Below are 25,260 nucleotides of genomic sequence, written 5' to 3'. Positions count from 1 at the left end.
TTTTAAATATGAAGCAGCGGATAGATCCGTCCTCGCTTCAAACTCCCAAAATGAAACTCGGATTCTGCCTCATGTTCTTAGAACATCGGCTTGGCAGGGTCGAGTGCCAAAACAGGCTGGCCGTCTACCTCGATCCAATAGTAATAGTGGTCGACTTCTACGCCTGTTGCATCAGTTAAACCAGTATGTACAGATTCCTGAAGCTGGAATGTCGTATCGGCAGTTTTCAATGAAGGAAGTTTAAGGCCGGTTTTAATCGATATGGTCTTGTCGGACCCACTTAAGTAGGCAGCTCCCGCCGTCCCCGCGAATACGGTTTGTAGTGCGAACGCAAGCGTCATAACCAATATAAGTCTCTTCATGCAAATCACCTCCTTTCAAGTTAGCTTTCTTTTAAAATTGAAAAAAACGCATCTATGACGTCCGGATGGAACATGGTGCCTTTATTACGGGACAATTCCTCAAAGGCCTCTTCACGGGTCATCCCTTTCCTGTACACGCGGTCGGTCGTCATCGCGTCAAACGCATCCACTACAGTAATAATCGCAGCCTCTGTCCGGATTTCGCGGCCATTCAGCTGATGAGGGTAGCCCAACCCGTCAAAGCGCTCGTGATGCTGTTCCACAATTTCGCCGGCCTTGATTAAATCTGGATTGTCCGTTTCGGCTAAAATTTCTCTTCCCCAAACAGTGTGCATTTTGATAATGTCATACTCTTCGTTCGTCAGCTTTCCAGGCTTATTTAAGATTTTATCCGGAACTTTGACTTTACCTATATCATGCAAAAAGCCGGCCAAATTCATAATATAAAGCTCATCCGAATCCATTCCCATCACTTTGCCGAGCTTCATCGACAGTTCCTTGATTCGGTCGCAATGGTGGGACGTATAGCCATCCTTCTCCTCCACACGGATGGCGAGGTCCATCATATCCTTCACCGAATTACTATAAAAATGGAACTGCGGCTGAGAGGTAACATATAAAAACTCCACTTCCGTTTCGGCTGTGAAAATCATGTGCTCCTTCACCGGGCAGGCATTCACCGAATCACCATGCTCCAGCACGACTTCCCCGGCGGACGACGCCATCAACAACCGCCCCGACATAACAGTCAGATGCTCAAGAGCCGTCCAGTCATCAGCAGGTGCCATCGCCCAGCGAGCGCCAGCATACAGTTTATGGAGAATGATCTCCGTCCCGTCCCCGGATGCGAGCAGGGAGAGTTCCATATTTTTCATCATCACTTTATTAAGCGGATTTTTCTTCACGATGTTCATACAAATCCCCACTTCCAAACCCTTTTAATTTTGAAAGAAAACCATGTAGAAAAGGGGTGATTACTGTCAAAAAAATTGTTAAATAATGAATATAATACCATTATTATTACAGTAAAAACAGGGGGTATTCCAAAAAATAAACCACCTCCAAAAAACTCGCCAAATCCGAATCTTCAGATGCATGATAGAAGCAAAGTGAAGCAGGGGACGTTTTTTCTCAACCATCTAAATTAAGAGAGAAATGGTCTTCCAATAGGCAGTTAATTACCTGTTAGGCATTAAAACTTCCTAATTAGGCATTATTAATGCCCGATTAGGCAGAATTCTTTAAGAAACTCTCCCATATCGGTTTAGGACAACAGAGTGAATCAGATCCGTCCCTGTTGCACCAGCATCACTTATTTGTTGCGCTAATTTTCAAAATATTTTATTATTAGAGGTAGCAGAACTCATTATTTTCCAGTGCAATTTTTTTTGCTGAAAAAATGAATGAGTATTCATTCAAATTTTGCCGAAGGGGGAGACACTTGTGATTCAACCGATTAAAAAGGCTGCCGTGCTTGGCTCGGGGGTCATGGGCTCGGGAATTGCCGCCCATCTCGCCAACATCGGAATCCCGACACTCTTGCTCGATATCGTCCCGCGCGAGCCAAACGACGCCGAAAAGGCGAAAGGCCTGACACTTGAGGACAAACAAGTCCGCAACCGCATCGCGGCAGAAGCACTCCAAAAGCTGCTCAAGCAAAAGCCGGCCCTGCTCACCGTCAAAGAAAACCTGAACCTCATCGAAGCCGGAAACCTGGAAGACGACCTAGCCCGCCTCAAGGAAGCCGACTGGATCATCGAAGTCGTCACCGAAAACCTCACCATAAAGAAGCAAGTCTTTGAAAAAGTCGACCAGCACCGGAAGCCGGGCAGCATCGTCAGCTCGAACACATCCGGCATCTCGGTCGAAGCGATGGCGGAAGGCCGTTCCGAGGACTTCCAAAAACACTTCCTTGGCACCCATTTCTTCAATCCACCGCGCTACTTAAAATTGCTTGAAATCATCCCGACACAGCACACCGACCCAGAAGTCCTCACCTATATGAAAACGTTCAGCGAAGATGTGCTCGGCAAAGGGGTCGTCATCGCGAAAGATACGCCAAACTTCATTGCGAACCGCATTGGCACGTACGGCCTGCTCGTTACCTTAAGGGAAATGCTGAAGGGCGGCTACTCGGTCGGCGAAGTCGATTCTGTCACTGGCCCGCTCATCGGACGCCCGAAATCCGCAACCTTCCGAACACTGGATATTGTCGGCCTCGACACGTTCGTCCACGTCGCAAAAAACGTCTACGACCAGGCACAAGGCGAGGAAAAGGAAGTATTCGACGTTCCTCCGGTCATGTTGAAAATGCTTGAAAACGGCTGGCTCGGCAGCAAGTCCGGACAGGGCTTTTTTAAAAAAGAAGGAAAAGATATTCTCGAACTTGATCCAAATACTCTTGAGTATGGCCCGCGAAAGAAGCTAAAGACACAGGCCACCGAGCTTGCCAAGCAGGAAAAAGGCTCAGCGAATAAATTGAAAACGCTTGTATACGCAAAGGGCGACCGAGCCGGAGACCTGCTATGGAACATTTTTAGCCCGGTCCTGCTCTATTCCGCCGAGCTTCTTGGAAAAATTGCCGACGACATCCCGTCGATTGACCGCGCGATGAAATGGGGCTTTGGCTGGGAGAAGGGCCCATTTGAAACATGGGATGCGATCGGCGTTGAGCGCGCCGTCGCGAAAATGAAGGAACAGGGCGAGCAAATCCCGCAATGGATCGAGGATATGCTTGCAGCAGGACATACTTCTTTTTATAAAAACAATACGTACTATCATAACGGTGAATACAAACCGCTTGAAGTGAACCCGAAAGCAATTGACCTGAAACAAATCAAAGAGGAAAAAGGCGTTATCAAAAAGAACTCCGGCGCAAGCCTGATCGACATCGGGGACGGCGTCGCGCTGCTCGAATTCCATTCGCCGAACAATGCAATCGGGCCTGACATTCTCCAGATGATCAACTGGTCGATCGACGAGGTTGAAAGAAACTACAAGGGGCTCGTCATCGGTAACCAGGGAAAAAACTTCTGCGTCGGCGCGAACATCGCGATGATTCTAATGGAAGCCCAAGACGATAACTTTTACGATCTCGACATGGTCGTCCGCCAGTTCCAGAATACAATGATGAAAATCAAATACTCAAGGAAGCCAGTCGCCGCGGCACCATTCCAAATGACACTCGGCGGCGGAACCGAAGTCAGCCTGCCTTGCGCCCACATCCAGGCATCGATGGAAACGTACATGGGCCTCGTCGAAGTCGGCGTAGGACTCATCCCGGGCGGAGGCGGAAACAAGGAGCTTTATCTCCGGTATTTGAACGCACTCCCGAAAGGCGTCGATTTCGACTTAATGAAAGTTGCCTTCAAAGTATTCGAAACAATCGCCATGGCAAAAGTCTCAACATCAGGCGACGAAGCCGGCGAACTCAACTTCCTGAGGCCATCCGATGGCATATCCGTCAACCCGGAGCACCAGATTTACGATGCGAAGCAAGCGGTCCTCGCCCTCCATGAACAGGGCTACAAACCGCCAGTCCGAAAGAAAATCCCGGTCGTCGGCGAAACTGGCTACGCGGCACTCATCCTTGGCGCACAGGCGATGCAGCTATCCGGCTACATCTCCGAACACGACATGAAAATCGCCAAAAAACTCGCCTACGTACTAGCCGGCGGAAAAGTCCCATTCGGCACCGAAGTCGACGAACAATACTTGCTGGATTTAGAGCGAGAAGCATTCCTAAGCCTCCTCGCCGAACCAAAATCCCAGCAGCGCATGCAGCATATGCTCCTAAAAGGCAAGCCACTGCGTAACTAAGATGAAGCAGGGGAAGGATTTAGATTTTAATAACCAACCAGTTTACAAGTGAAACAGCTTCGTGAATCGCAATCAATATAACCGGCTTTTCGTTTACAAGCTGGCGGATATACTCGTTTAATCTGACCAAATTAAAGTGGCGCGAATACTGATAAAACCAATTGCTGATAAAGCGCGTTTAATTACTGATAAACCACCGCCGTTTACTGATAAACTATCGCCATTTACTGATAAATCGTAGCTACTTACTGATAAACGGTTTTCAATTACTGATATACGCATCGAACCGTTAACACCCGGTTGGACCTAGTGAACTTGGTAAAGGATGCATTTCATCAGTGAGTTACCATCAATAAAGCTGGCTTTTCGTTAACAAATTGGCGGGTAACTCAGGAATCAACTAAATACTGATAAATGGTCGGCGAATGCTGATAACCCTCTGCTGTTTACTGATGAACTACTGCAATTTGCTGATAAACAGCAGCCATTTACTGATAAGCCGTCTTCAATTACCGATAAATGTGATAAACGCGCTAAACCCGTTGATAATCAACCAACCACCAGATTAATAGAACACTAGAACGAAAGAGAGGGAACCCAATGAGAGAAGCGGTCATCGTTGCCGGAGCCCGCACCCCGGTCGGAAAAGCGAAGAAGGGCTCGCTCGCCCAGGTTCGCCCCGACGACCTCGGAGCGCTCGTCATCAAGGAAACCTTGAGGCGGGCCGGCAATTACGAAGGAAACATAGACGATGTCATAATCGGCTGCGCGATGCCGGAAGCGGAGCAGGGCTTGAACATGGCGCGTAACATCGCGGGCCTGGCCGGGCTCCCGTATGAAGTCCCGGCCATCACCATCAATCGCTATTGTTCGTCCGGTCTGCAGTCAATCGCCTACGCCGCGGAGCGAATCATGCTCGGTTACGCAGACACGATACTTGCCGGCGGGGCGGAATCGATGAGCATGGTGCCGATGATGGGCCATGTCACCCGCCCGAATGTAAAGCTCGCCGAGACGGCCCCGCAATATTACATGAGCATGGGCCATACCGCAGAAAAAGTCGCAGAAAAGTTCGGCGTCACCCGCCGCGATCAAGATGAATTCGCCGTCCGCAGCCACGAACGCGCCGCTCGCGCCCTTCAGGAAGGCAAGTTCAACGATGAAATCGTCCCGGTCGATGTTACTGTCCGTTCAGTCGGCAGCGACAACAAGCTGAAGGAAAAGACGTTCCAGTTCGCACAGGATGAAGGCGTTCGCCCTGATACGAATCTTGAAACACTCGCAAAACTGCGCCCGGCATTTGCACTGAACGGAACCGTCACAGCTGGGAACGCCTCGCAAACAAGCGACGGTGCAGCCGCAGTCATGGTCATGGAGCGAGAAAAAGCCGAATCCCTAGGCCTGAAGCCGCTCGCAAAATTCAGGTCGTTCGCTGTTGGGGGAGTGCCGCCGGAAATTATGGGCGTTGGCCCGGTCGTCGCCATCCCGAAGGCGCTTAAGCTCGCCGGCCTCGAAGTAAGCGACATTTCGCTGTTCGAGCTGAACGAAGCTTTCGCCTCTCAGGCAATCCAGGTCATCCGCGAGCTGAACCTTGATGAGAATAGAGTCAACGTGAACGGCGGCGCGATTGCACTCGGCCACCCTCTTGGCTGCACAGGCGCAAAACTCACATTATCCCTAATCCACGAACTGAAGCGCCGCAACGAACAATTTGGTGTCGTCACAATGTGCATCGGCGGCGGCATGGGCGCAGCCGGAGTATTCGAACTGCTTTAGCCGGACAAACGATTTCAGCCACCCCGGTGCGCCGGGGATGGCTTGTTTAAAAAGAATTTGAACCAAGCTGGTACAGCGGCCAGGTTCATAAATCTTCAAATCGGTTCATAAAAGTGCAAAACCGGTTCATAAATTTAAGAATCGGTTCATAAATCGCATAACCCGGTTCATAAATCCATAAACCCGGTTCATAAAAGCTAGCAGCTACTAGCACCCAAACGAACAAAGTACAAAAAACACACCAACTCGGGGCAGCCAAACCCAAAACCCAAAACCCAAACCCAAACCCAAAACCCAACCCAACTCAACTCAGACCCAATCCCAACAAAGTCACGCCCCAACCACCAAACAAACTTTTCTTAAAAAGAAACGGAGGAATCACAATGACGACCAACCAGCTCGGCGAATCAATTAAAGGCGGCAGCTTTTTAATCGAAGACGTACCGTATGACCGTGTCTTTACCCCTGAAGATTTCACCGACGAGCATAAAATGATTGCCAAAACCACCGAAGAATACATCGAAAAAGATGTCATGCCGCATATTGAACACATCGAAAACCACGAGTTCGACCGCTCCGTCAAGCTGCTTAAGCAAGCAGGCGAACTTGGCCTTCTAGGAGCCGACGTCCCGGAAGAGTACGGCGGCCTTGCTCTTGATAAAATCAGTTCCGCCCTTATCGCCGAAAAAATGGCTCGTGCCGGCGGCTTCTCAATCTCCCACGGTGCCCATGTCGGAATCGGTTCACTGCCAATCGTTCTTTTCGGAAACGAGGACCAAAAGCAAAAATACTTGCCAGACCTCGCAACTGGCGAAAAACTGGCGGCATACGCCCTGACCGAGCCGGGTTCCGGATCTGATGCACTCGGCGCGAAAACAACCGCAAAACTGAACGACGAAGGAACGCATTACGTTCTGAATGGCGAGAAGCAATGGATCACCAACTCTGCCTTTGCCGATGTTTTCATCGTCTATGCAAAAATCGACGGTGAGCACTTCTCGGCATTCATCGTCGAGCGCGACTTCCCAGGAGTATCCGTTGGAGCCGAGGAAAAGAAGATGGGCATCAAAGGCTCATCAACCCGGACACTTATCCTACAGGATGCACAGGTTCCAAAAGAAAATCTATTAGGCGAAGCGGGCCGCGGCCACATCATCGCCTTCAACATCCTGAACATCGGCCGCTACAAGCTCGGCGTCGGCGTCGTCGGCGGAGCAAAGCGCGCACTCGAAATCACAATCGAGTACGCGAACCAGCGACAGCAATTCAAAACGCCAATCTCGCAATTCAACCTGACAAAGGAAAAATTCGCGACAATGGCTTCGAAAATTTATGCAGCCGAAAGCTCTGTCTACCGGACAGTCGGCCTATTCGAGGACCAGATGGGACGCCTCACCGCGGAGGAAGCGAAGGACGGACTCCAAGTCGCAAAATCAATCGCCGAGTACGCGATTGAATGCTCGCTTAACAAAGTCTTCGGCACCGAAACACTCGATTACGTCGTCGACGAAGGCGTCCAAATCCACGGCGGATACGGCTACATGGCCGAATACGAAATCGAGCGGGCCTACCGCGACTCCCGCATCAACCGAATTTTCGAAGGAACGAACGAAATTAACCGCCTGCTCGTCCCAGGCACCTATATCCGTAAAGCAATGAAAGGCGAGCTTCCGCTTTTCCAAAAAGCCCAGCAGCTTCAGGAAGAACTCATGATGATGATGCCGGAAGAACCGGGTGACGAGCCGCTCGAGCAAGAAAAGCATCTCGTCCGAAACGCGAAGAAGATCGGTCTTCTTGCAGCCGGCCTCGCCGCGCAAAAATATGGCAAAGCCCTTGAGCAGGAGCAGGAAATCCTCGTCAACATCGCCGATATCATCTCCAACGCCTACGCAATGGAATCGGTGGTACTCAGGACTGAAAAGGCAATCGCCAAATCAGGCCTTGAAAAATCCAGGCAGAAACTACTGTACACTCAAATCTTCTGCCAGGAAGCATTCAACGAAATCGAGCAGCACGCAAAAGAAACACTCGTCGCAACCGAAGAAGGCGACACCCTGAGGATGCTCATGTCTGCACTCCGTAAATTCACGCGCCACACGCCAATCAACGTCATCGCCAAGAAACGCCAAGCCGCCGACCGCCTCATCGAAGCCGAGAAATATGTAGTCTAATAGATTAAAAAACCCCACTTTACCGAAAAGGCAGAGTGGGGTTTTGTATTTACATAAACAAGGAGGCTTTATTATCTTTTAAGTATGGTAGGGCTTCACAGCATCAATAATGAGAGAGGGAAAAACAAGTTTATCGTGGTTTCGAGGGTCATACTTCTTGGAACGAAAAATTACACCATCAAATCCATACCATTCATTTTGATGAAAATTCCCCTCCTCATCACAGTATTCAAGCAATTTAACTTTATATCCAGCACTTTCAAACATTTTGGTTAATATCTTATAATTGTAAACTATTTTATGGCTTGCCGCGGGGTGGTCATTTGGGCCAGGCCCTCCGACTTGTACAATATTTTGATAAGATTCATCTGAAAAATAACCATCAGGTACTGCACAGCGAATATAGCCAAAAGGTTTTAGATAGTTAAAACATATTTTTGCCGCCACTAGACCTTCCTCATAAGTAAGATGTTCCCAAACGTGTTCAGCCAGAATAGCTGTTAATGAACTTTTATTGAACTTGTCGTGCCATGTATTTTCGTCTAATAAATTTAAATCATCTTCCTGTGAATGATGCCAGCCTGGATTATTATTATACTCCCCCGCACCAATTACCAGCTTAATTTCTTTCTGTTTAAAATCCCGCTGTTTCATACTTAATGCTTTATGAACCGCCCAACTTTGATGTTCGTGGAATAAAATTTTTATGGCTTTAATCGGTTCTATCCATACAAGAAAGTTATCTTCTTCTGTTGGTTTACTTACCTGCTTACCAGTTTCACATAAATAATAATAACCTTCGCTAAGGTAATATTTAAATTCATTTGTCGAATAAAAATATCTTTGGGCACATCCTAAAAACTGGCCAATCTCAATATCCATTCCCATTTCTTCAAGGGCTTCCCTTTTTAAACATTCTTCGTGTGTTTCATTATTTTCTATCCCGCCACCAGGCAGAAAATACTTATGATCACCTGTTTGGATAAGGGCGATTTTCTCCATCCTGCTATCAAACATTAAACAATAAACAGCAGGCCTTTTTATATAATCGATACCTTCTTCTTTAAGCCCAAATGTAATGAAATCCATAATTTAAATCTTCCCCGCCCATGTACAATTTAGCTAGCTGTATTATTTTTACGGAAAAAATCTTCATGTATGCCTTGTCATTGCTTTCTCTGATATTTAAATACACAACAATCTATTAACCTGAGCCAATGTTAAAAGTTCAAACCAACGTGCTGTCTTATTTCATCCAGCAATTCTTTATGCTTTGAAGTTGTGACGAGAGGATTTTCTAATGGTTTGTCGACATCCTCGTGTGTAAAGATGAATGTCCCGTCACCTAGCACAAAAAAAGAATAGGGCACCATTTCCCCTCTCTCCGAGTCGTCCCCTGTATGGAAGCTGAACATATACGTATCCGGCGACTCAATACGAACTTTTTCCTTGGCTTCCTTAACTTTTAAGCCTTCAACCATCGATAAGATTTCCTCTGCCTTTTGAGGGTTTTTAACTGTTCTATTTTTTATGTCTGAAAGATTTCCTATTCCCTTTTGAATAACGATCTCTTGCAATTGAACATCCTTATTCATTGAAATACTTACTTTCTTACCGGTATACCAATCTATCAGGAATACGATTAAAAGCAAGCTGATTATAAATACCACTACGCTTTTTTTCCTCACCCGAACCTCCCCCTATCTCTATACAATTTTACCATAATTCGACAAAGCTGAAGGGTAATTTCGAATGAATAAACTCGGGGAAAACGGTCTGGCTCGCCATTTATCATAAATTCCAAAAAAGAAGAGAACAATACGGAAAGAAACAATCTTTACAACCCCTAATGACTTTGCTATGATATTGAATAATTTAAAATCCAAATACTGTAATCGCGATGACGAGAAGAGTAGATAATACGAATTCTTCACAGAGAGCTCCGGGTGCTGAAAAGGAGCAAGAATTGTTTATCGAACCAAGACTCTGAGCATTCACATTGGAACTTCCTTGGAAGGGATAGTGTGGCAGGAGCTCCTGTTATAGAGCTAGGGTATAAGTATCAATTGATACCGTACCCGAAGAGGATAATATGGAGACATATTATCGAACTGGGGTGGCACCGCGAATCATAAATCTCGCCCCCAAGGCTGAATCGTCTTGGGGGTGGGATTTTTTTATTGGAAAAAAAGTTCAACTTTTTAAAACGGAGGGATAACGATGAATAACGATGAAACCTACAATAGTCTTGAAAAGATTGTGGACGAAGATGTTCGGAATGGTGCGTATAAGAGGAATGTTTGCACAAGATTTCCGCCCGAGCCAAACGGTTATCTTCATATCGGAAGCGCCTATGCAATTAATATGAATTATATGATTGCCAAACGATTTAATGGGGAATTCAACCTTCGCTTCGATGATACCAATCCATTAAAAGAAGATATCGAATATGTGAATGCAATTATTGAGGATATCAATTGGTTGGGCTATTCCCCAGGCAATCGGATATTTTATGGCTCGGATTATTCGTATGATCTATTTAACGCGGCGATTCATTTGATTAAAAAGGGCAAAGCGTACATTTGCGAATTGTCACCTGAAGAAATCAAGGAATACCGAGGGACTTTGACTGCGCCGGGTAAAAAAAGCCCTTATCGAAACAGGCCAATTGAGGAAAACCTTGAACTATTTTTAAAAATGAAAAATGGCGAATTCCCGACCGGTTCGAAAGTGTTAAGGGCAAAAATCGATATGGGGTCGCCAAATATGAACTTAAGGGATCCGATTCTTTATCGGATTATCCATGCAAACCACTATCGAACAGGGAGCGATTGGTGCATCTATCCAATGTATGATTTTGCCCATCCGATCCAGGATGCGATTGAAGGCGTTACCCATTCATTGTGTTCCATTGAGTTCAAGGACCATCGCCCGCTTTACGAATGGGTTCTAAACGAACTGGGAACAGAGGAACCTCCAAAACAAAGGGAATTTGGCAGAGTGAACATAACAGGTGTTGTCACAAGTAAACGGTATTTGCGGGAGCTGGTTGCAGGAAACTTCGTTGATGGGTGGGATGATCCAAGGCTGCCAACATTAAGAGGCCTTAGACGGAGAGGCTTCACTCCCGAAAGCATCCAATCGTTTGTGAATGAAATCGGCTTTGTGAGGCACCAGAGCATAGTTGACTTTGCGATGCTTGAAAGCATACAGCGCAGCCAGCTAAAAACGAAAGTGAATAGTGTAATGGCTGTCCTAAATCCCCTTAAAGTTACAATAACGAATTATGATGAAACCCAGACCGAACTTTTATCGATTGAAAACAATGGAGAGAATCCTGAACTGGGCAGTAGGAAAGTGCCTTTTTCAAAAGTCATTTATATTGAAAAAGACGACTTCATGGAAGTTCCCGCAAAAGGTTATAAACGATTGTCCCCGAATGAGGAAGTTCGCCTAAAAGGAGCCTACATTATTAGGTGCAATGAAGTGATCAAGGATGAGAATACAGGGGAGGTAATTGAACTTCTTTGTACGTACGATCCAATAACGAAAAGTGGAACTGGTTTTAACGGAAGGAAAGTGAAGGGCACGATCCATTGGGTATCAGCCGAAAACTGTGTTTCCGCTGAAGTAAACCTGTTCGATAAATTATTTGAAAATGAAGAAATCGTAAAGGATCCCGAAAAAACATGGAATGAAAAAATTAATCCATTGTCCAAGATTGTCCTAAAAAAATGCAAAATCGAATCCTCTATCCTAAACGCAACCATGGAGGATCGGTATCAGTTTTTCCGGCACGGATACTTTTGTTTAGATAAAAACTCAACAGACAAAAAGTTGGTTTTCAATCGCATCGTCTCACTGAAGGATTCCTGGAAGGGAAAACAAGGATAAAAAGGGGCACTGAAGCAGGGGACGTATACCCTGCTTCATTTTTCTGGGCCCACGTTAATAATTATTCTTCATATGCACCAGAAGGACTAACGCTTCCAATTGTTGAATAATTGAGGAAGGAAAAATGGTTAAATGACGAAGTGGAGGCGAAGGAATGTTAAACGAGGTTAAAGGAAAAGGAGAGACTATTGATTTATGTTAAAAGAACTTCAAGATGTTTCTAATTTGTTCACGATTGATAAGTATGCCAATTCTTTTGGTAGATTAATAAAAATAACAGCAAAAGAAAAGCTTGTCCACGCCGATAATATTTCTTTATTTAATAATAACTTTCTATATTCCTTGAGAGTAAACATTAATGAACTCCATAACGTTGTATATATGGAAATGGATCCACTGGGTAAAATTGTGAGAGTAATCAAGGAAACAGAAGGAATTTTACCCAAAGTATTTATTGCGCCAAACAACACTATATGGTGCTGCATTCTTGATGCTATCGATGAAAGAGAGCTAGTCATTCCACTATTAAACCGTCACGTTTTGGGAAAGGTTCAAAAATACCGTTCCTTTGTCGGTGACTGGATAGGAAATAGTAATAACACAGTGTTGTTTTACAATAGAAATCTTTTTGGAGACAAGCCAGATCAACTTTTGAAACTGGAATTTATGGGGGATTCCATTATAAAGAGGGAAATAGTCAAAATTCCCAATCCACCAAACAATAATGCTTTAATTGAACAAAAAAACATCCAATTGATTGGATGGGATAAAGGGAGAGTACTGCACCGTGTTGTAGATTTAAAGGGCCATATTATTCAGGAACGGTATCTGGAACTGGATGACATGGATGATGTAGTTGGAGTGAGATTGAGTTTTAAAGAAAATTCAACGCTAATTGGTTTTAAAGAAAATATGCTATTTATCTTTACTATTGATTCTGATGGAAGTGTTATCAAAAGAAAGCTAATAGAGTTAGAAGAATCTGCAGGAATCTTCTATAGCATTATTACGGTAAAATTGATTAATTCAGAAAGCTTTTTAACTAATTTTGTAGGCGAAAAGTTTAATGGGTGGGCACTTATTAGCAATGACAGCATCGTGGAGTGCTATATGAGCAATGAGGGGGAACCTTATTATAAAGACATTATCTCTAATACGGTAATAGAACTACCTGAATTAGATGAAAACAAATTAATTGTATCTGGTTTAAATGTAAATAAAGGAAATACATATCAGGTAGCGATATATAACAAACATGAGGAAAGAGAACTTTTTATTCTTTCAAGGAATTTTTAGTTCTTAAATCATTTCAAAACAAGGGGACAAATTGATGCGGACGATTTATGTTAATTGGGGTGGACATCATGTAAAACTTACCTGGATTCCCCGGATGGTACTGACTGAGTCTACCAAAATTACAAGTGTTCATGCAGTGTGCATGAAGGATGGTAAGGTTTTATTGGCTCATATAAATGATAGAGGTTTTAATTATCCAGGTGGGCACCTTGAGGCAGGGGAGAAAGTGGAGGAAACGATAGTAAGGGAGGCCTACGAAGAAGGATATGTAAAGGGAACGATATCATACATAGGTTCTATCGAAGTAAGCCATGAAGAAAATCCATCGTTCGATCCAAATGGAAAATACCCTTTAATAGGATATCAGGCTTTTTTCAGAATGGATATAGTTGAATGTTTGCCTTTTCTGCGTGAACATGAATCCCTTTTCCGAGTCTGGGTCGAACCCTCCGAAGTGCCATTCGTCTTAAACGATCATGAGCTTTCAAAAATAATCTTACATGATGCTTTAATATTAAATTCTCAATAACCCCCTTTTTGGGCTACTAAAGATTGTTAATGAGATACATAAAAGGAATTTGAATTTTAGACTTTTAACAAAATTGAAAGCGAGGGTTTGCAATGCTAGAATTACAGGATCGTTTAAAAGAATTCACTGAAGTGCATGATGAATTTATCCGGGATTGGAACGATGCAATGAGTTCAGGTGACACGTCTTCAGTAGAGAGAATGGCGGAAGATTATTATGTTGCTTTTTTTAGAAGTGGAAATGAAAAACCGATTATATATTCCAAACAGGAAGCGGTAAATGGCATGGAACAATCGGTTAAACACTTCTTGGGTGCAAATAAGAGGTTTGAGAACAGGGTTATTCGCTTAAGGAATAACGAAAATACTGTGGTATTTTACGAACAGCTTATTGTAAAAGATGAAGAAGTCTTGGCAAGATTATTTACTATTGAAAATTGGCAACGAATTAACGGAAAATGGATGATAATAAGGGAAACGGAAGAACATATTAATTAGCCTTGCTTCAATAAACCTCATCGCCAAAAGCGCCAAGCTACCCGAATCCGCATCGAAGCAAATAAGTATGTTATCATGCTAAAAGAAACAAAAACGAAAAGGGGCAGTAAGTTGCTGCCCCTTTTGCTTCACAACTATTATAAGGAGGCAACAAAGTATGAACATAATTGTTACAAGTGTATTCGTCCAAGATCAAGACAAGGCCCTGGAGTTTTATACTGAAAAGCTTGGGTTTGTTAAAAAGACAGACGTGCCCGCAGGCAAATATAGATGGATTACGCTCGTTTCTCCCGATAACCCAGATGGTACCGAGCTTTTACTGGAGCCCAATGACCATCCTGCCGCCAAGGAGTTTCAAGAGAGGATTTTCGCCGATGGCATCCCAGCAACTATGTTTGGGGTTGCGGATGTTCGTAAAGAATACGCTCGATTAACGGAAAAAGGCGTGAAGTTTACGATGGAGCCGACTGAAATGGGGCCAGTCACCATAGCTGTCCTGGACGACACATGCGGCAACCTGATTCAAATCGCCCAAAAGTAAATGATTTCTTTGTTTGAGCAAATGGCTGTCCCTAGGGCGGCTTTTTTTTTGTTGAACAACTAACTAGTAAAAAGGATAATAAACCTATAGTTAGGAAGGAGTTTATGGCGAAAATGATTTCTTTGAGAAATGTTCAACCTACAGATTTAGAACAGCTTTTACATATTGAGAACGAAGGGTTTTCAAAAGAGGAAGCGGCCACGAAAGATGCATTTGTGGAGAGGATTCGGTTGATACCTGATACATTTATCGTCGCGGAAAAGGATGGGGAAATCCTTGGATATATTAATGGTCCTATAATTAATCAACCTTACATAACCGACGACCTCTTTGAAAAAATTACAGAGAATCCGAAAAGTGGAGGCTTTCAGAGCGTCCTAGGATTAGCTGTGTCCAAACAGGCAAGGAACCAAGGCATCGCAAAAATCTTGCTTAATAAAATGGAACAGCTTGTAGAAGAAAATGATCGAGAAGGAATCACGTTAACGTGCAAACAGGATTTGGTGCCGTTTTATGAAAAATATGGATTCTTTAACCATGGCCTGTCAGAATCGCAGCATGGCGGAGTACGCTGGTTCAACATGGTCAAATTAAGGGAGAATATGGATTAATTGCCCCCCTGAGTAGTAATGCGAGGAAAAAGAAAAACCGTTCAGTTGCCTGAACGGTGAAATGTGCACTAAATACAAGTTAAATCCCGGTTTTAACCCCGAAACCTACTAAAATTAAGCCAGTGGATTTTTGGAATACTTTCTGGAATTTGGAGCTATTCAACCATTTTTTTGCGTAATCCATTACATACACAAGGATTAGAAACCATATTACAGCGAGTGATGTAAGGATGGATGCCAACACAATCAATTGCTGATTGACATTTCCGTTCAAATCGATGAATTGAGGCATCACTGTGATATAAACCAAAACAGTCTTTGGATTAAGGACATTGCTAAGTAATGCTTGCATAAATGACTCTTTATTTTTCCGGTTCGAAGACTGGGTAGGTGCATTTATTTGTCCTTGGATTTCCTCTAAAGAAAACGTACTTTTTGAAAAAAAACTTTTAATTCCCAAATAAATTAAGTAAGCAGCTCCCAAATATTTAATTGTACTAAAAAGAATGACGGACTTGGCAATGACTACAGATAATCCAAGAATGGCAATTAGCGTCCAAAAAGAAAGTCCTGTTGCCATTCCAAGAACCGTATAGCGTCCAGCCCTTGTACCGTAACCGAGGGTGTTTTTCACCAGGAGCATTGTATCTGCACCAGGTATAACAACCATCATGGCAACAATTGAAATGTATGTAAGTAAGCTATCCATATTTATTCCCCTTTCTTTTTAGAGTGGCTACTCTGAGAACTAATTTAAATGAGTATATCAGAGAATTAAGAAGTACCCAACAATTTTGTTAAAATAATAGTTACTAAGAGAGCAGCCATTTTATTCCGAAGGGGTTATAAAAGAAAGTTTTTTCGATACATTAAAGAATCAAAGTTTTACTGAATAGGAGGCGAAGTGTATTAACTAAAGTGACATATTTGTAAAGTGTTTCCTAACAAATGAATCATACCTTAAGATAAAAGGAGCAAATGAATATGGCTTACATTGAAGGCCTTGAAGGGTTCGATATAAAAATTGCTACGAAGGACGATAGCAGCGAAGTTATTAAAATGTTAAAAAGAATTGCTCAATGGATGAAGGATAATGAAATAAACCAGTGGAGGTTTTTGTTAGAAGGAGGTGACGATGAAGAGATTGAACAAGCCATATCCAATCATGAAACGTATATTGTTTTGAAAGATAACGATATTGTGGCTACATTTACTCTCTTATCTGAACAAAGTGAATGGGACAGGGATATTTGGGGAGAGGATAATTCCTCAAAAACACTTTACCTGCATAGGCTTGCTATTCTCCCAGCCTATATGAAGAAAGGGTTAGGCAAAAGTATTTTGGCCTGGATACAAAACAATGCAAGTGACAAAGAATATCTTAGATTGGATTGTGTTGCTGAAAATATAAAATTAAATAATTTTTATATGAATAATGGATTTGAACTTGTCGATTTAACGGACGGCCACAGCAAATATCAAAAATCTTTAAAAAGAAATTAGGAATTATTCGACTAACAAGATGCGGGGATCCCTGAAGGATTGCCGCATTTTTTGTTGAACTTCTTTCATTTATCAAATGGAAAGAATAATGAATCCATCTGGAATTTCATACGTATAGTATTGAACAACTATTAGGGGATGATGCTGTGGATATAGCTGATATCTATTTGTTGATTGTCTTTTCAGTACCGATATATGTACTTTTAATTTTGACATATTTTTATCCGGAAGAAAGTATGTTGTTCGGTAGAAGATGGATGTTTAAAGAAGAGCCAGAAATAAGTGAAGGGGCAATCCGATACACCAAAATAGCGGCAATTGTTTCATTAGTTGTGCTTACAATCGTATTGGTAACAAACATTTTCTAACAAAAAGGAGTTTTACTAGAGAGCATGAATTAGGCGTCTTTTTTAGTGTAAAGCAATAACTATTCAACTTTCTTATGGTAAAATCAGGTTATATTGTTAGACGAAATAAAGGGAGGATGTAAATGGCAAAGAAAAAGAGTGAACTGTATGAATGGGTTAAAACAATAATAATTGCACTTCTTATAGCTTTTACTGTTCGGACTTTTATCTTTACCCCCATTGTAGTTGACGGTGCTTCAATGGAACCTACTTTGCAAGAAGAGAATCGGATGATCGTGAATAAAATTGGAGAACCAAAAAGATTTGATATTATTGTATTTCACGCACCTGATGGTAGGCAATATATAAAACGTGTAATCGGGCTCCCAGGTGACAAGATAGAATATAAAGATGATGTCTTGTATGTAAATGGGAAGGCATATAAGGAACCTTACTTAGAAAAATTCAAGAAAAAACTAGGTGGCGGACATTTAACAGGGTCTTTTACATTAAAGGAAACAGCAGTAGGTGCTGATACAGTTCCTAAAGGGCATCTTTTCGTTTTGGGCGATAACAGAATAGATAGTAAAGACAGCCGAGGTATCGGGGCAATCTCGATGGAAAAAGTAATAGGAACAACAAAACTGGTTTTTTATCCAGAAATTAAAATTATTAAGAACTAAATAATCATCTAATGCAATCATCTGTGATTGCGCTTAATTATTCAATAGGGCCTTGATCCAAAAGGATTAAGGCCCTTTTTTGGACCATTGAAAAAACAATTAAGGAGAATAAAATAGAATGGGCCCCAGCTGGACCCATTCTCCTTTCTACCTCTATTGTCTGATCAACTGTATTTCTTTAAATGCTTGATGCAGATTGGATTTAACCGTTAATTGATTAAGGCTTAACCCAAGACTCACAATCGTTTGGGCCACCTCTGGACGTATCCCGGTAAGGATCGTTTTTACGCCGATGAGCGATAAAGCACTTATTACCTTTAGCAATTGATCTGCCACCATCGTATCAATGATTAGTACCCCTGATACATCCAATATTAAATGCTGTAAATTTAATTTGCTTGCCTGTTCCAGTGTCTTTTCCATTAACAATGCAGCTCTTTCCGTATCGATATTGCCTATCAATGGAAGGACGCCTACTCCTGGTATAAGTGGAACAATTGGGACAGACAACTCCATAAAGGCCCTTTTGGCATTGTTTAAGGATTGTTGGAAATGATGGACGAAAGTTAAGCTAAAGTAATAGACTGCATGATCTAGTAAAGGATCTATTAATGAAATGATTTTAAAAATAGAGTCAGCTGACAGATCCATGTCTGAGCTGAATTCTTGTATAGATTTCCAAATGACCTTCCTATAATCGCTGGAGTCTTTCAATGCCTCATCTAAAGGCGCACCTAGATTAAAGATAAAACTACCCGCTCTTTCTCCCCATTCCTTAACACGATCAATGGATAATTGTTCATTGTTATCAATAAGGGCTCGTCCAAAAATCTCAATAAAGTCAGCCCTCACCTGCATAATTTGCTGTTCAATCTTTTGAAATTCTCTTTTTTGTTCAGGTGTTAGCTCTAACTTTGAAAATCTTATATTATGTACTTCTTTAGCAATGTCATATTTATTATTAACAATGGCCTCTCCTAAAAGTGCTAAACGCTCGCTCATGTCGTCCCCCTACAAAAATAATTTGTTAATATTCTGTTTTTTATTATTACATATCAAGATTCTTTTGACGAATATAAAGACAGTAGGAATGTTGTTAATGAAATAACAAGATACGGGTATCACCAACCAACGAATGTGTTGATTTAGAAAGGATTAACCGCTGTTTTTGTTGAACTGGTTACTATACAAGAGGGGTAGGAGGATTGAAGAAGGAAATTCTCCAAACTTGGAAGAATCTATATTCAAAAATATGTTAAGGAGATTGTGAATTATATGGAATCCAGTAGTAAAAGCGAAGTGAAGCTAAGAGATATCACAGCGGATGATCTTCCTATCTTTTTCGAACAACAATTAGATCCAACGGCGAACTATATGGCTGCCTTTACACCTAAAGACCCAACTGATAAGGACGCATTTTATGACCATTGGACAAAAATTATCGCTGACGAGACCATCACAATTAAGACTATATTATTCAATGGCATTGTCACTGGACACGTGTCGAACTTTGAACTGTTTGGTGTACCCGTTGTAAGCTACTGGATAGGGAAAGAATACTGGGGTCAAGGTATTGCAACTAGAGCATTGTCAGAGTTTCTGAAGCATATTAATGTTCGTCCGCTCTATGCCCGTGCCGCTAAAGATAACCTTGCCTCCATTAGGGTATTAGAAAAGTGCGGGTTTATAATCACTTCTGATGATAAGGGTTTTTCCAACGCAAGAGGTCAGGAGGTTGAAGAATTTATTTTGAGGCTAGAACGTTAGGTTATGTTATTAATACGGAAATGCGTTTGGGGAGGTTGTTGACTAAGGAACTTTCTGTTTTTTTACCTAACTAATACTTTAATCCAGGAGGGATTAGCCAACAGCAAAGCGAACAACCGTTAAAACCAAATGTAAGAAAAGCGACATATTCTTCCGAATGATTGGCTCTCCCAAACAGTTATAATTTGTTTAAAATTTCCTTTTGGGAGGGGCGAGAAAATGAATGAAATAGAGGCTTGGTACGATACTGCATATGACGAATGGCAAAGGCTGGAGCGCCATAGAATTGAATTTGATATTACGAAACGGTACCTTGATGATTTCATTAAAGGGAGTAGCCTGGATATTTTTGATATAGGCGGCGGCCCAGGCCGGTATGCGATGTATTTGGCAGAAAAAGGCCATAATGTAACCCTATTGGATCTATCAAGTAAAAACATTGAAGTTGCGAAAAGAAAATCTTTTGAGAAAAATATCACTTTGAAGGATTATATACACGGGAATGCTCTGGATCTGGATGAATTTCAGCTTCCATTCGATGTCATTCTTCTAATGGGTCCACTGTATCATTTGACAAAGGAAGCCGACCGAAAAAAAGCGGTTGAAGGGGCATTAAGATTATTAAAGCCAAATGGAATAATGATTGCCTCATTTATTTCAAGTTATGCTCCGATTCAGGATACCTTATCTCACTTATATCCGATAGAATCGGTCCAAGGGTTGATGGATTATTTGCAAAACGGTGAAAATAAGGATGGAAAAGGCTTTACGACCGCTTATTTCGCTGCCCCACGAGAAGCTAGAGAATTCATGAACAGCCACGGATTGAAGGAGTTGCTATTTGCAGGTATCGAGAATATCCTGGGCTGTAAGGAAAACGAAATCAACTCCTTGGATGAGTGTGAGTACAGGAAATGGCTAGACATATGCTACCATCTCAGCAGGGATGAAAATTTATTGGGCACTAGCCAACATCTTTTGTATATTGGACGAAAAGAAATGCTATAAATGCTTAACCGTTCGGGTGGATTAATCCAAGCAGGATTGTCGCACTGTATTGTTGAAAATTGTTATTGATAAAACGCAGTATGAAGTAAAAAAACCAAATTTATAATTAGAAACAAAAGGGGTAATGGGATTCGTGTCCCATTACCCCTTTTTATTAGGGTTGATTTAAGTAAGTGGAAAACAAGAGGAAATAATCTCTTTTTGTCGAATAACCCTTAATAACAAAAAAATCAAAGGAAATGAATGATGGTCCATACTTTATCATTTGAAAATTTTCAAAAAGCCCGAAGTTATCTTATGAATCACGGAAGAGATTTAGAGCAGGAGTTGTTTCGTTTTCATTTTGAGAATGGGAATCCACAAAACGCGGTCGCCTTATTACTGCGATATCAAGGGGAAAACGGCGGATTCAGGAATATGGGAGAAGGCCACTCAGCGATTCCAAATGGAATAGATACGAGTATGGCATTTCAGTGCCTTAGCGAAGTCGGCGCATCTTCGAGTGATGAGGTTGTCCAAAAAGGCATGCAATACATTATGGATTCCTATGATCATGAACTGGGATGCTGGCATCCGAGGCCAAACGAAAGAAGCAAGGGGTGGACGGACAACCCTTGTGCTGAGCTAGTAGGCTTCTTGTATGAGTACCGGGATTTGGTCCCGGAAGATTTTCTAAAGGATGTTACGGAACATGCCATCGATAATATGAGCACCATCCACACCTCGGAAGAACCAAGGCAATTTTACTTCCTGGAAGCGCTGAGTTTGTTTCGGTTGGCAATTCGAATTGATGAGCTATTCAAGTCTTTTATTTTGGAAAAATTAAAGAAAGATATTATGGAAATCATTGAAACGGACTCTAGCAAATGGTCCACCGTCTATTGCGCGAAACCATTCTTCTTTGCATCTTCACCTGAGAGCCCACTGTTCCTTCCGATAAAGGAGCATGTTATTAAAAGCTTGGAGAATGAAATCAGCACTCAATCAGAGAACGGCCATTTCATTTTGAATTGGAATACCGACGAAGAAGGGGCGAAAGTTTGGAAAAGCATTTGGACAATGGATGTTTTGAAGGCTTTGAAAAACCATAAAATGATCGATTTATAATGACAAAAGAGAGGTTTAATCATTGAGCAACTTTCCTGAAAGCAGTTATGAAAAAGCCAAAGTTTTCATAAAGTCAAAAGCACGGGAGCTAGAACGTTCCCGGTTCGAATTTATTTTTGAAAATGGTAGCAAGGAGAGCGTCCTGCAAGAACTTGAAAAGTATCAAAATAAAGACGGGGGCTTCGGACATGGCATTGAACCGGATTTTTGGCTCCCTCTTTCATCTCCAATGGCAACATGGGCCGCGGGTCAGATTTTGATGGAAATTGGCGCGGATAAAAATGAACCAATCGTTCAATCGATGGTTTCGTATTTAGCCAATTCAATTGATAGTGAAACTGGAATGTGGCATTCAGTACTTCCCGAAAATAACGATTATCCGCACGCACCTTGGTGGCACTGGCATGAGGAAGTCCAAGAAAATTGGTCGTTTAATCCAAGTGCGGAACTGGCTGCGTTTCTTGTTCATTGGTCGGCTGAACAAAGTGAAGCGGCGGAACTCGGTTGGCGTGTTATTGGAAAAGCGATAGATCACTTAATAAGCAAAAACGAAATGGACAAGCATGAAATCAACAATTACCAGGCATTGGTGGAAATAATGAAACCTCATCAGGCCACTTTTGCCTCAAAATACAATTATTCTTTGAATGAAGTTTCCGAGCAAGTGATGATGCTTGCGGAGAACTGTGTAAACAAGGATGTTTCAACCTGGACTCAAGGCTATCAACCACTGCCTTTGGATTTTATTGATACCCCTGAACATCCCCTTTGTAAAAGGCTGGGCTCATTGCTTGAGGAGAATCTTGATTTCTATAGACAGCAAATGTCCGACGAAGGAATCTGGGATATCTCATGGAGCTGGGGGAGCTATCCAGAAGAATATGAAATCGCACGAGGACATTGGAAAGGGATTCTAGCAGTTAACAGGTATAAGCAATTAAAGGCGTTTGGTAATTTGAAATAATGTTTTGCAGACTTTCTTGTTGGATTCAGAAAAAAATACTCACTGTAAATTCCAATGTAGATTATTGACAATTGGAGTATAGTGTATTAATGTATCACTAATTAAAACCACATATTGTAAAATGCGATGAAGAGGAAGAGTAATTAATCACTCGATTAGTAGAGAGCCCATGCCGGTGGAAATTGGGTATTCGAGCTTAATGAAAGAAGCCTTGGAGCAGTTGACTGAAAGATAGGAGTAAGTCTGCCGGGAATTTCCCGTTAATGGAATGTGCAGCAGGAAATGAATTGCTGCATAATAAGCGGGTTTTTAACCAATTTAGGTGGTAACGCGGAAGCAAGCCTTTCGTCCTTTACAAGGATGAAAGGCTTTTTATTTTGATCGAGGGGGATTTACTATGTCAAATGAGAACATGGCAGAATTGTTATTTCCAGATGTCCAACAGTTGCCTGCGGATATATACTCACAGTATCCGCCAAGAAATTTGTCTTCATCGGCTTTTGTAACACGCTTTGCACCGAGTCCAACTGGTTCTTTGAATATTGGCGGGCTTTATGCAGCATTAATTTCCGAAAGGTTAGCCCACCAAAGTAATGGAGTCTTCTTCCTAAGGATTGAGGACACAGATAAGAAACGTGAGATAGAAGGCAGCATGGAAAACATCATCAATGCTTTGTCGTATGCAGGGATTGATTTTGATGAAGGGCCCCTCCTTTCAGGTGACGAGAAGGGGGCGTATGGACCGTATAAACAAAGCTCCCGGATCCAAATCTATAAGGTATTTATTAAGCATCTAGTCCGAAACGGATTAGCCTATCCTTGCTTCTGTGATGCAGACGATTTACAAAAAATTAGAATTAGCCAGCAGAACTTAAAAGCAACAACAGGTTATTATGGCGAATGGGCTAAACATCGGGACATTTCTTTTGACCAGGCGAAGGAAGAGATAAAAAATGCCAAACCGTTTGTTATAAGGCTTAAATCCCCCGATTCGTCAGACATGCGAATAACGTACCACGATTTGGTGAAAGGCTCGATTGAGTTCCCTGAAAATGATCAAGATATTGTGATTATGAAAATGGACGGTTTACCAACCTATCACTTTGCCCATGCCATAGATGATCATCTGATGGGCACAACCCATGTCATAAGAGGCGATGAATGGCTTTCTTCAGTCCCAATCCATCTTCAGTTGTTTGAAATTCTTGGTTTTAGGACACCGGAATACGGACATATTGCGCCAATCATGAAGCAAGTCGGATCTTCGAAACGCAAATTCAGTAAACGGAAGGATTTGGATGGAACCGCTGAGTTTTACAAAGAACAAGGCTACCCAGGAATCGCAATAAGCGAATACTTCATGAACCTTATCAATTCCGGCTTTGAAGAATGGCGGATGGCAAATCCTAATAAATCATTCAAGGACTTTAGTATCTCTACTAATAAAATGAATGCCAGCGGTGCTTTATTTGACATGGATAAACTAAACGACATCAGCAAGGATGTTATCTCCAGGCTGCAGGGTAAACAAGTATTTGACGATTTATGCGCGTGGACAAAGGAATTTGATCCTGAGTTTTATACTGTAATTGGCAAAAATGAGGAATACACAGTAAACATTCTCAATATTGGCCGAACAACCGAGAAACCGAGGAAAGATTATTCAAAGTGGTCAGATGTGAAGCCAATGATTGCTTTCTTTTACGACGATTTGTTTAAAGTGGATATACAGAGTGGCTATACGTTACCCGCAAATGTAAGTGTGGAGGCTGCGAAAGAAATAGTACGGGGCTTCAGCAAAACATACAGGTTCAATAATGAAAAGGACGCCTGGTTCCAAGAAATAAAGGAACTTGCCGGGAAGCTAGGATACGCAAAGGATATGAAACAATATAAAGCGAGTCCTGACAATTACAAAGGGCACGTTGGCGATGTAGCAATGGTAATTAGGGTAGCCCTAACTAATAGAACCAATACACCTGATTTGTTCGATATTATGAAAATAATGGGGGAAAAAAGGGTTCTTTCAAGAATGCAGAGGTTTTTAGGCGAATCCATTTAATAGTGTCCAAATTTCCAAACATAAAAGGCTATTATAATGGCAAGTGAGTCCCAAGCTGCCTCATGTTTGGACAATAAAGTGAATTTCCAAGGGAAGTGTGTCCAAAGCCACCCGATGTTTGGACAGCAAAGTGAATTTTCAAGGGAAGTGTGTCCGAAGCCACCCGATGTTTGGACAGCAAAGTGAATTTCCACGGGATGTCTGTCCAAAGCCGCCCGATGTTTGGACAGCAAAATGAATTTCCAAGGGAAGTCTGTCCAAAGCCGCCCGATGTTTGGACAGCAAAATGAATTTCTAAGGGATGTCTGTCCAAAGTTGCCACA

The 25,260-nt window shown here is 42.3% G+C and carries 24 protein-coding genes, 1 pseudogene and 2 other annotated features; of the genes and pseudogenes, 17 read left to right on the top strand and 8 right to left on the bottom strand.

Annotation, left to right across the window (positions count from 1 at the left end):
- Positions 1 to 77: 77 nt before the first annotated feature.
- Together RB160_RS06325 and RB160_RS06320 are read right to left on the bottom strand one after the other, a co-directional pair.
- Entirely contained in the window at positions 78 to 362 is a 285-nt protein-coding gene (locus RB160_RS06325) for a hypothetical protein (RefSeq protein WP_316569383.1), read from the bottom strand.
- A 20-nt stretch (positions 363 to 382) separates the two neighbouring features.
- Positions 383 to 1,276 (bottom strand): HD-GYP domain-containing protein, encoded by an 894-nt coding sequence (locus RB160_RS06320; protein WP_316569382.1) that lies wholly within the window; start codon positions 1,274 to 1,276, stop codon positions 383 to 385.
- A gap of 529 nt (positions 1,277 to 1,805) precedes the next feature.
- Between RB160_RS06320 and RB160_RS06315 the strand changes: the two genes are divergently transcribed.
- Positions 1,806 to 4,181 (top strand): 3-hydroxyacyl-CoA dehydrogenase/enoyl-CoA hydratase family protein, encoded by a 2,376-nt coding sequence (locus tag RB160_RS06315; RefSeq protein ID WP_316569381.1) that lies wholly within the window; start codon positions 1,806 to 1,808, stop codon positions 4,179 to 4,181.
- A 117-nt stretch (positions 4,182 to 4,298) separates the two neighbouring features.
- On the opposite strand, the gene RB160_RS06310 is transcribed toward RB160_RS06315, so the two are convergent.
- Positions 4,299 to 4,463: a hypothetical protein gene (locus RB160_RS06310; RefSeq protein ID WP_316569380.1), complete on the bottom strand. Its 165-nt coding sequence runs from the start codon at positions 4,461 to 4,463 to the stop codon at positions 4,299 to 4,301.
- Between the two features lie 318 nt (positions 4,464 to 4,781).
- Between RB160_RS06310 and RB160_RS06305 the strand changes: the two genes are divergently transcribed.
- Both RB160_RS06305 and RB160_RS06300 read left to right on the top strand, forming a co-directional pair.
- Positions 4,782 to 5,957 carry an acetyl-CoA C-acetyltransferase gene (locus tag RB160_RS06305; protein WP_316569379.1) on the top strand — a complete coding sequence of 392 codons (1,176 nt, stop codon included), beginning with the start codon at positions 4,782 to 4,784 and terminating at the stop codon, positions 5,955 to 5,957.
- A gap of 383 nt (positions 5,958 to 6,340) precedes the next feature.
- Positions 6,341 to 8,128, top strand: a complete 1,788-nt coding sequence (locus RB160_RS06300) for an acyl-CoA dehydrogenase family protein (RefSeq protein WP_316569378.1) — start codon at positions 6,341 to 6,343, stop codon at positions 8,126 to 8,128.
- Positions 8,129 to 8,206: 78 nt separating this feature from the next.
- On the opposite strand, the gene RB160_RS06295 is transcribed toward RB160_RS06300, so the two are convergent.
- From RB160_RS06295 to RB160_RS06285, 3 genes and pseudogenes are all read right to left on the bottom strand, one after another.
- Positions 8,207 to 8,782 carry a class I SAM-dependent methyltransferase gene (locus RB160_RS06295; RefSeq protein ID WP_316569600.1) on the bottom strand — a complete coding sequence of 192 codons (576 nt, stop codon included), beginning with the start codon at positions 8,780 to 8,782 and terminating at the stop codon, positions 8,207 to 8,209.
- 66 nt (positions 8,783 to 8,848) lie between these two features.
- Positions 8,849 to 9,217, bottom strand: a pseudogene (locus RB160_RS06290) (NUDIX hydrolase); the annotation flags it as partial.
- A gap of 131 nt (positions 9,218 to 9,348) precedes the next feature.
- Positions 9,349 to 9,816 (bottom strand): hypothetical protein, encoded by a 468-nt coding sequence (locus tag RB160_RS06285; protein WP_316569377.1) that lies wholly within the window; start codon positions 9,814 to 9,816, stop codon positions 9,349 to 9,351.
- A 203-nt stretch (positions 9,817 to 10,019) separates the two neighbouring features.
- Positions 10,020 to 10,277 (top strand) — a binding site (T-box leader).
- 71 nt (positions 10,278 to 10,348) lie between these two features.
- Between RB160_RS06285 and RB160_RS06280 the strand changes: the two genes are divergently transcribed.
- From RB160_RS06280 to RB160_RS06255, 6 genes are all read left to right on the top strand, one after another.
- A complete protein-coding gene (locus tag RB160_RS06280) occupies positions 10,349 to 12,022 on the top strand; it encodes a glutamine--tRNA ligase/YqeY domain fusion protein (protein ID WP_316569376.1) in 1,674 nt (557 codons plus the stop codon).
- Between the two features lie 195 nt (positions 12,023 to 12,217).
- Positions 12,218 to 13,318: a hypothetical protein gene (locus RB160_RS06275; RefSeq protein WP_316569375.1), complete on the top strand. Its 1,101-nt coding sequence runs from the start codon at positions 12,218 to 12,220 to the stop codon at positions 13,316 to 13,318.
- A gap of 34 nt (positions 13,319 to 13,352) precedes the next feature.
- Positions 13,353 to 13,847 carry an NUDIX domain-containing protein gene (locus tag RB160_RS06270; RefSeq protein ID WP_316569374.1) on the top strand — a complete coding sequence of 165 codons (495 nt, stop codon included), beginning with the start codon at positions 13,353 to 13,355 and terminating at the stop codon, positions 13,845 to 13,847.
- Positions 13,848 to 13,939: 92 nt separating this feature from the next.
- On the top strand, positions 13,940 to 14,344 hold the full coding sequence (locus RB160_RS06265) for a hypothetical protein (RefSeq protein ID WP_316569373.1): 405 nt from the start codon (positions 13,940 to 13,942) through the stop codon (positions 14,342 to 14,344).
- Positions 14,345 to 14,501: 157 nt separating this feature from the next.
- Positions 14,502 to 14,885, top strand: coding sequence for a VOC family protein (locus tag RB160_RS06260; RefSeq protein ID WP_316569372.1), 384 nt, complete (start codon positions 14,502 to 14,504; stop codon positions 14,883 to 14,885).
- Between the two features lie 113 nt (positions 14,886 to 14,998).
- Positions 14,999 to 15,496, top strand: coding sequence for a GNAT family N-acetyltransferase (locus RB160_RS06255; protein WP_316569599.1), 498 nt, complete (start codon positions 14,999 to 15,001; stop codon positions 15,494 to 15,496).
- A 79-nt stretch (positions 15,497 to 15,575) separates the two neighbouring features.
- Here RB160_RS06255 and RB160_RS06250 read toward each other — a convergent pair whose 3' ends face one another.
- Complete coding sequence (locus tag RB160_RS06250) at positions 15,576 to 16,205, bottom strand: homoserine/threonine efflux transporter (RefSeq protein WP_316569371.1); 630 nt, start codon at positions 16,203 to 16,205, stop codon at positions 15,576 to 15,578.
- 275 nt (positions 16,206 to 16,480) lie between these two features.
- Between RB160_RS06250 and RB160_RS06245 the strand changes: the two genes are divergently transcribed.
- From RB160_RS06245 to lepB, 3 genes are all read left to right on the top strand, one after another.
- Positions 16,481 to 16,999, top strand: coding sequence for a GNAT family N-acetyltransferase (locus RB160_RS06245; protein WP_316569370.1), 519 nt, complete (start codon positions 16,481 to 16,483; stop codon positions 16,997 to 16,999).
- A gap of 146 nt (positions 17,000 to 17,145) precedes the next feature.
- Positions 17,146 to 17,367, top strand: a complete 222-nt coding sequence (locus RB160_RS06240; protein ID WP_316569369.1) for a DUF6199 family natural product biosynthesis protein — start codon at positions 17,146 to 17,148, stop codon at positions 17,365 to 17,367.
- A 122-nt stretch (positions 17,368 to 17,489) separates the two neighbouring features.
- Positions 17,490 to 18,029: a signal peptidase I gene (gene lepB, locus RB160_RS06235; RefSeq protein ID WP_316569368.1), complete on the top strand. Its 540-nt coding sequence runs from the start codon at positions 17,490 to 17,492 to the stop codon at positions 18,027 to 18,029.
- 153 nt (positions 18,030 to 18,182) lie between these two features.
- On the opposite strand, the gene RB160_RS06230 is transcribed toward lepB, so the two are convergent.
- The gene (locus tag RB160_RS06230; protein WP_316569367.1) at positions 18,183 to 19,031 is read right to left on the bottom strand and encodes an STAS domain-containing protein; all 849 of its coding nucleotides are present in this window, start codon (positions 19,029 to 19,031) and stop codon (positions 18,183 to 18,185) included.
- A gap of 273 nt (positions 19,032 to 19,304) precedes the next feature.
- On the opposite strand from RB160_RS06230, the gene RB160_RS06225 reads away from it, so the two are divergent.
- The 5 genes from RB160_RS06225 to gltX all read left to right on the top strand — a co-directional run bounded on the left by RB160_RS06225 (position 19,305) and on the right by gltX (position 24,937).
- On the top strand, positions 19,305 to 19,796 hold the full coding sequence (locus tag RB160_RS06225) for a GNAT family N-acetyltransferase (RefSeq protein ID WP_316569366.1): 492 nt from the start codon (positions 19,305 to 19,307) through the stop codon (positions 19,794 to 19,796).
- A 219-nt stretch (positions 19,797 to 20,015) separates the two neighbouring features.
- The gene (locus RB160_RS06220; RefSeq protein ID WP_316569365.1) at positions 20,016 to 20,804 is read left to right on the top strand and encodes a class I SAM-dependent methyltransferase; all 789 of its coding nucleotides are present in this window, start codon (positions 20,016 to 20,018) and stop codon (positions 20,802 to 20,804) included.
- Positions 20,805 to 21,101: 297 nt separating this feature from the next.
- Positions 21,102 to 21,911 carry a prenyltransferase/squalene oxidase repeat-containing protein gene (locus RB160_RS06215; RefSeq protein ID WP_316569364.1) on the top strand — a complete coding sequence of 270 codons (810 nt, stop codon included), beginning with the start codon at positions 21,102 to 21,104 and terminating at the stop codon, positions 21,909 to 21,911.
- Positions 21,912 to 21,933: 22 nt separating this feature from the next.
- Positions 21,934 to 22,875: a prenyltransferase/squalene oxidase repeat-containing protein gene (locus tag RB160_RS06210; RefSeq protein ID WP_316569363.1), complete on the top strand. Its 942-nt coding sequence runs from the start codon at positions 21,934 to 21,936 to the stop codon at positions 22,873 to 22,875.
- Positions 22,876 to 22,992: 117 nt separating this feature from the next.
- Positions 22,993 to 23,231: a binding site (T-box leader), on the top strand.
- A gap of 41 nt (positions 23,232 to 23,272) precedes the next feature.
- Positions 23,273 to 24,937, top strand: a complete 1,665-nt coding sequence (gene gltX / locus RB160_RS06205) for a glutamate--tRNA ligase (RefSeq protein ID WP_316569362.1) — start codon at positions 23,273 to 23,275, stop codon at positions 24,935 to 24,937.
- The last annotated feature ends 323 nt before the right edge of the window (positions 24,938 to 25,260 follow it).

Source organism: Neobacillus sp. YIM B06451 (genome assembly GCF_032667185.1).
Classification (GTDB): domain Bacteria; phylum Bacillota; class Bacilli; order Bacillales; family Cytobacillaceae; genus Bacillus_D.
This window is presented reverse-complemented; position numbering and strand designations above follow the sequence as displayed.

What these genes read in the sequence shown, in the direction of transcription:
- RB160_RS06325 (WP_316569383.1), bottom strand. Translation starts at nt 362, where the DNA reads ATGAAGAGACTTATATTGGTTATGACGCTTGCGTTCGCACTACAAACC.
- RB160_RS06320 (WP_316569382.1), bottom strand. Translation starts at nt 1,276, where the DNA reads ATGAACATCGTGAAGAAAAATCCGCTTAATAAAGTGATGATGAAAAAT.
- RB160_RS06310 (WP_316569380.1), bottom strand. Translation starts at nt 4,463, where the DNA reads ATGCGTATATCAGTAATTGAAAACCGTTTATCAGTAAGTAGCTACGAT.
- RB160_RS06305 (WP_316569379.1), top strand. Translation starts at nt 4,782, where the DNA reads ATGAGAGAAGCGGTCATCGTTGCCGGAGCCCGCACCCCGGTCGGAAAA.
- RB160_RS06300 (WP_316569378.1), top strand. Translation starts at nt 6,341, where the DNA reads ATGACGACCAACCAGCTCGGCGAATCAATTAAAGGCGGCAGCTTTTTA.
- RB160_RS06295 (WP_316569600.1), bottom strand. Translation starts at nt 8,782, where the DNA reads ATGAAACAGCGGGATTTTAAACAGAAAGAAATTAAGCTGGTAATTGGT.
- RB160_RS06280 (WP_316569376.1), top strand. Translation starts at nt 10,349, where the DNA reads ATGAATAACGATGAAACCTACAATAGTCTTGAAAAGATTGTGGACGAA.
- RB160_RS06275 (WP_316569375.1), top strand. Translation starts at nt 12,218, where the DNA reads ATGTTAAAAGAACTTCAAGATGTTTCTAATTTGTTCACGATTGATAAG.
- RB160_RS06270 (WP_316569374.1), top strand. Translation starts at nt 13,353, where the DNA reads ATGCGGACGATTTATGTTAATTGGGGTGGACATCATGTAAAACTTACC.
- RB160_RS06265 (WP_316569373.1), top strand. Translation starts at nt 13,940, where the DNA reads ATGCTAGAATTACAGGATCGTTTAAAAGAATTCACTGAAGTGCATGAT.
- RB160_RS06260 (WP_316569372.1), top strand. Translation starts at nt 14,502, where the DNA reads ATGAACATAATTGTTACAAGTGTATTCGTCCAAGATCAAGACAAGGCC.
- RB160_RS06255 (WP_316569599.1), top strand. Translation starts at nt 14,999, where the DNA reads ATGATTTCTTTGAGAAATGTTCAACCTACAGATTTAGAACAGCTTTTA.
- RB160_RS06250 (WP_316569371.1), bottom strand. Translation starts at nt 16,205, where the DNA reads ATGGATAGCTTACTTACATACATTTCAATTGTTGCCATGATGGTTGTT.
- RB160_RS06245 (WP_316569370.1), top strand. Translation starts at nt 16,481, where the DNA reads ATGGCTTACATTGAAGGCCTTGAAGGGTTCGATATAAAAATTGCTACG.
- lepB (WP_316569368.1), top strand. Translation starts at nt 17,490, where the DNA reads ATGGCAAAGAAAAAGAGTGAACTGTATGAATGGGTTAAAACAATAATA.
- RB160_RS06230 (WP_316569367.1), bottom strand. Translation starts at nt 19,031, where the DNA reads ATGAGCGAGCGTTTAGCACTTTTAGGAGAGGCCATTGTTAATAATAAA.
- RB160_RS06225 (WP_316569366.1), top strand. Translation starts at nt 19,305, where the DNA reads ATGGAATCCAGTAGTAAAAGCGAAGTGAAGCTAAGAGATATCACAGCG.
- RB160_RS06220 (WP_316569365.1), top strand. Translation starts at nt 20,016, where the DNA reads ATGAATGAAATAGAGGCTTGGTACGATACTGCATATGACGAATGGCAA.
- RB160_RS06215 (WP_316569364.1), top strand. Translation starts at nt 21,102, where the DNA reads ATGAATCACGGAAGAGATTTAGAGCAGGAGTTGTTTCGTTTTCATTTT.
- gltX (WP_316569362.1), top strand. Translation starts at nt 23,273, where the DNA reads ATGTCAAATGAGAACATGGCAGAATTGTTATTTCCAGATGTCCAACAG.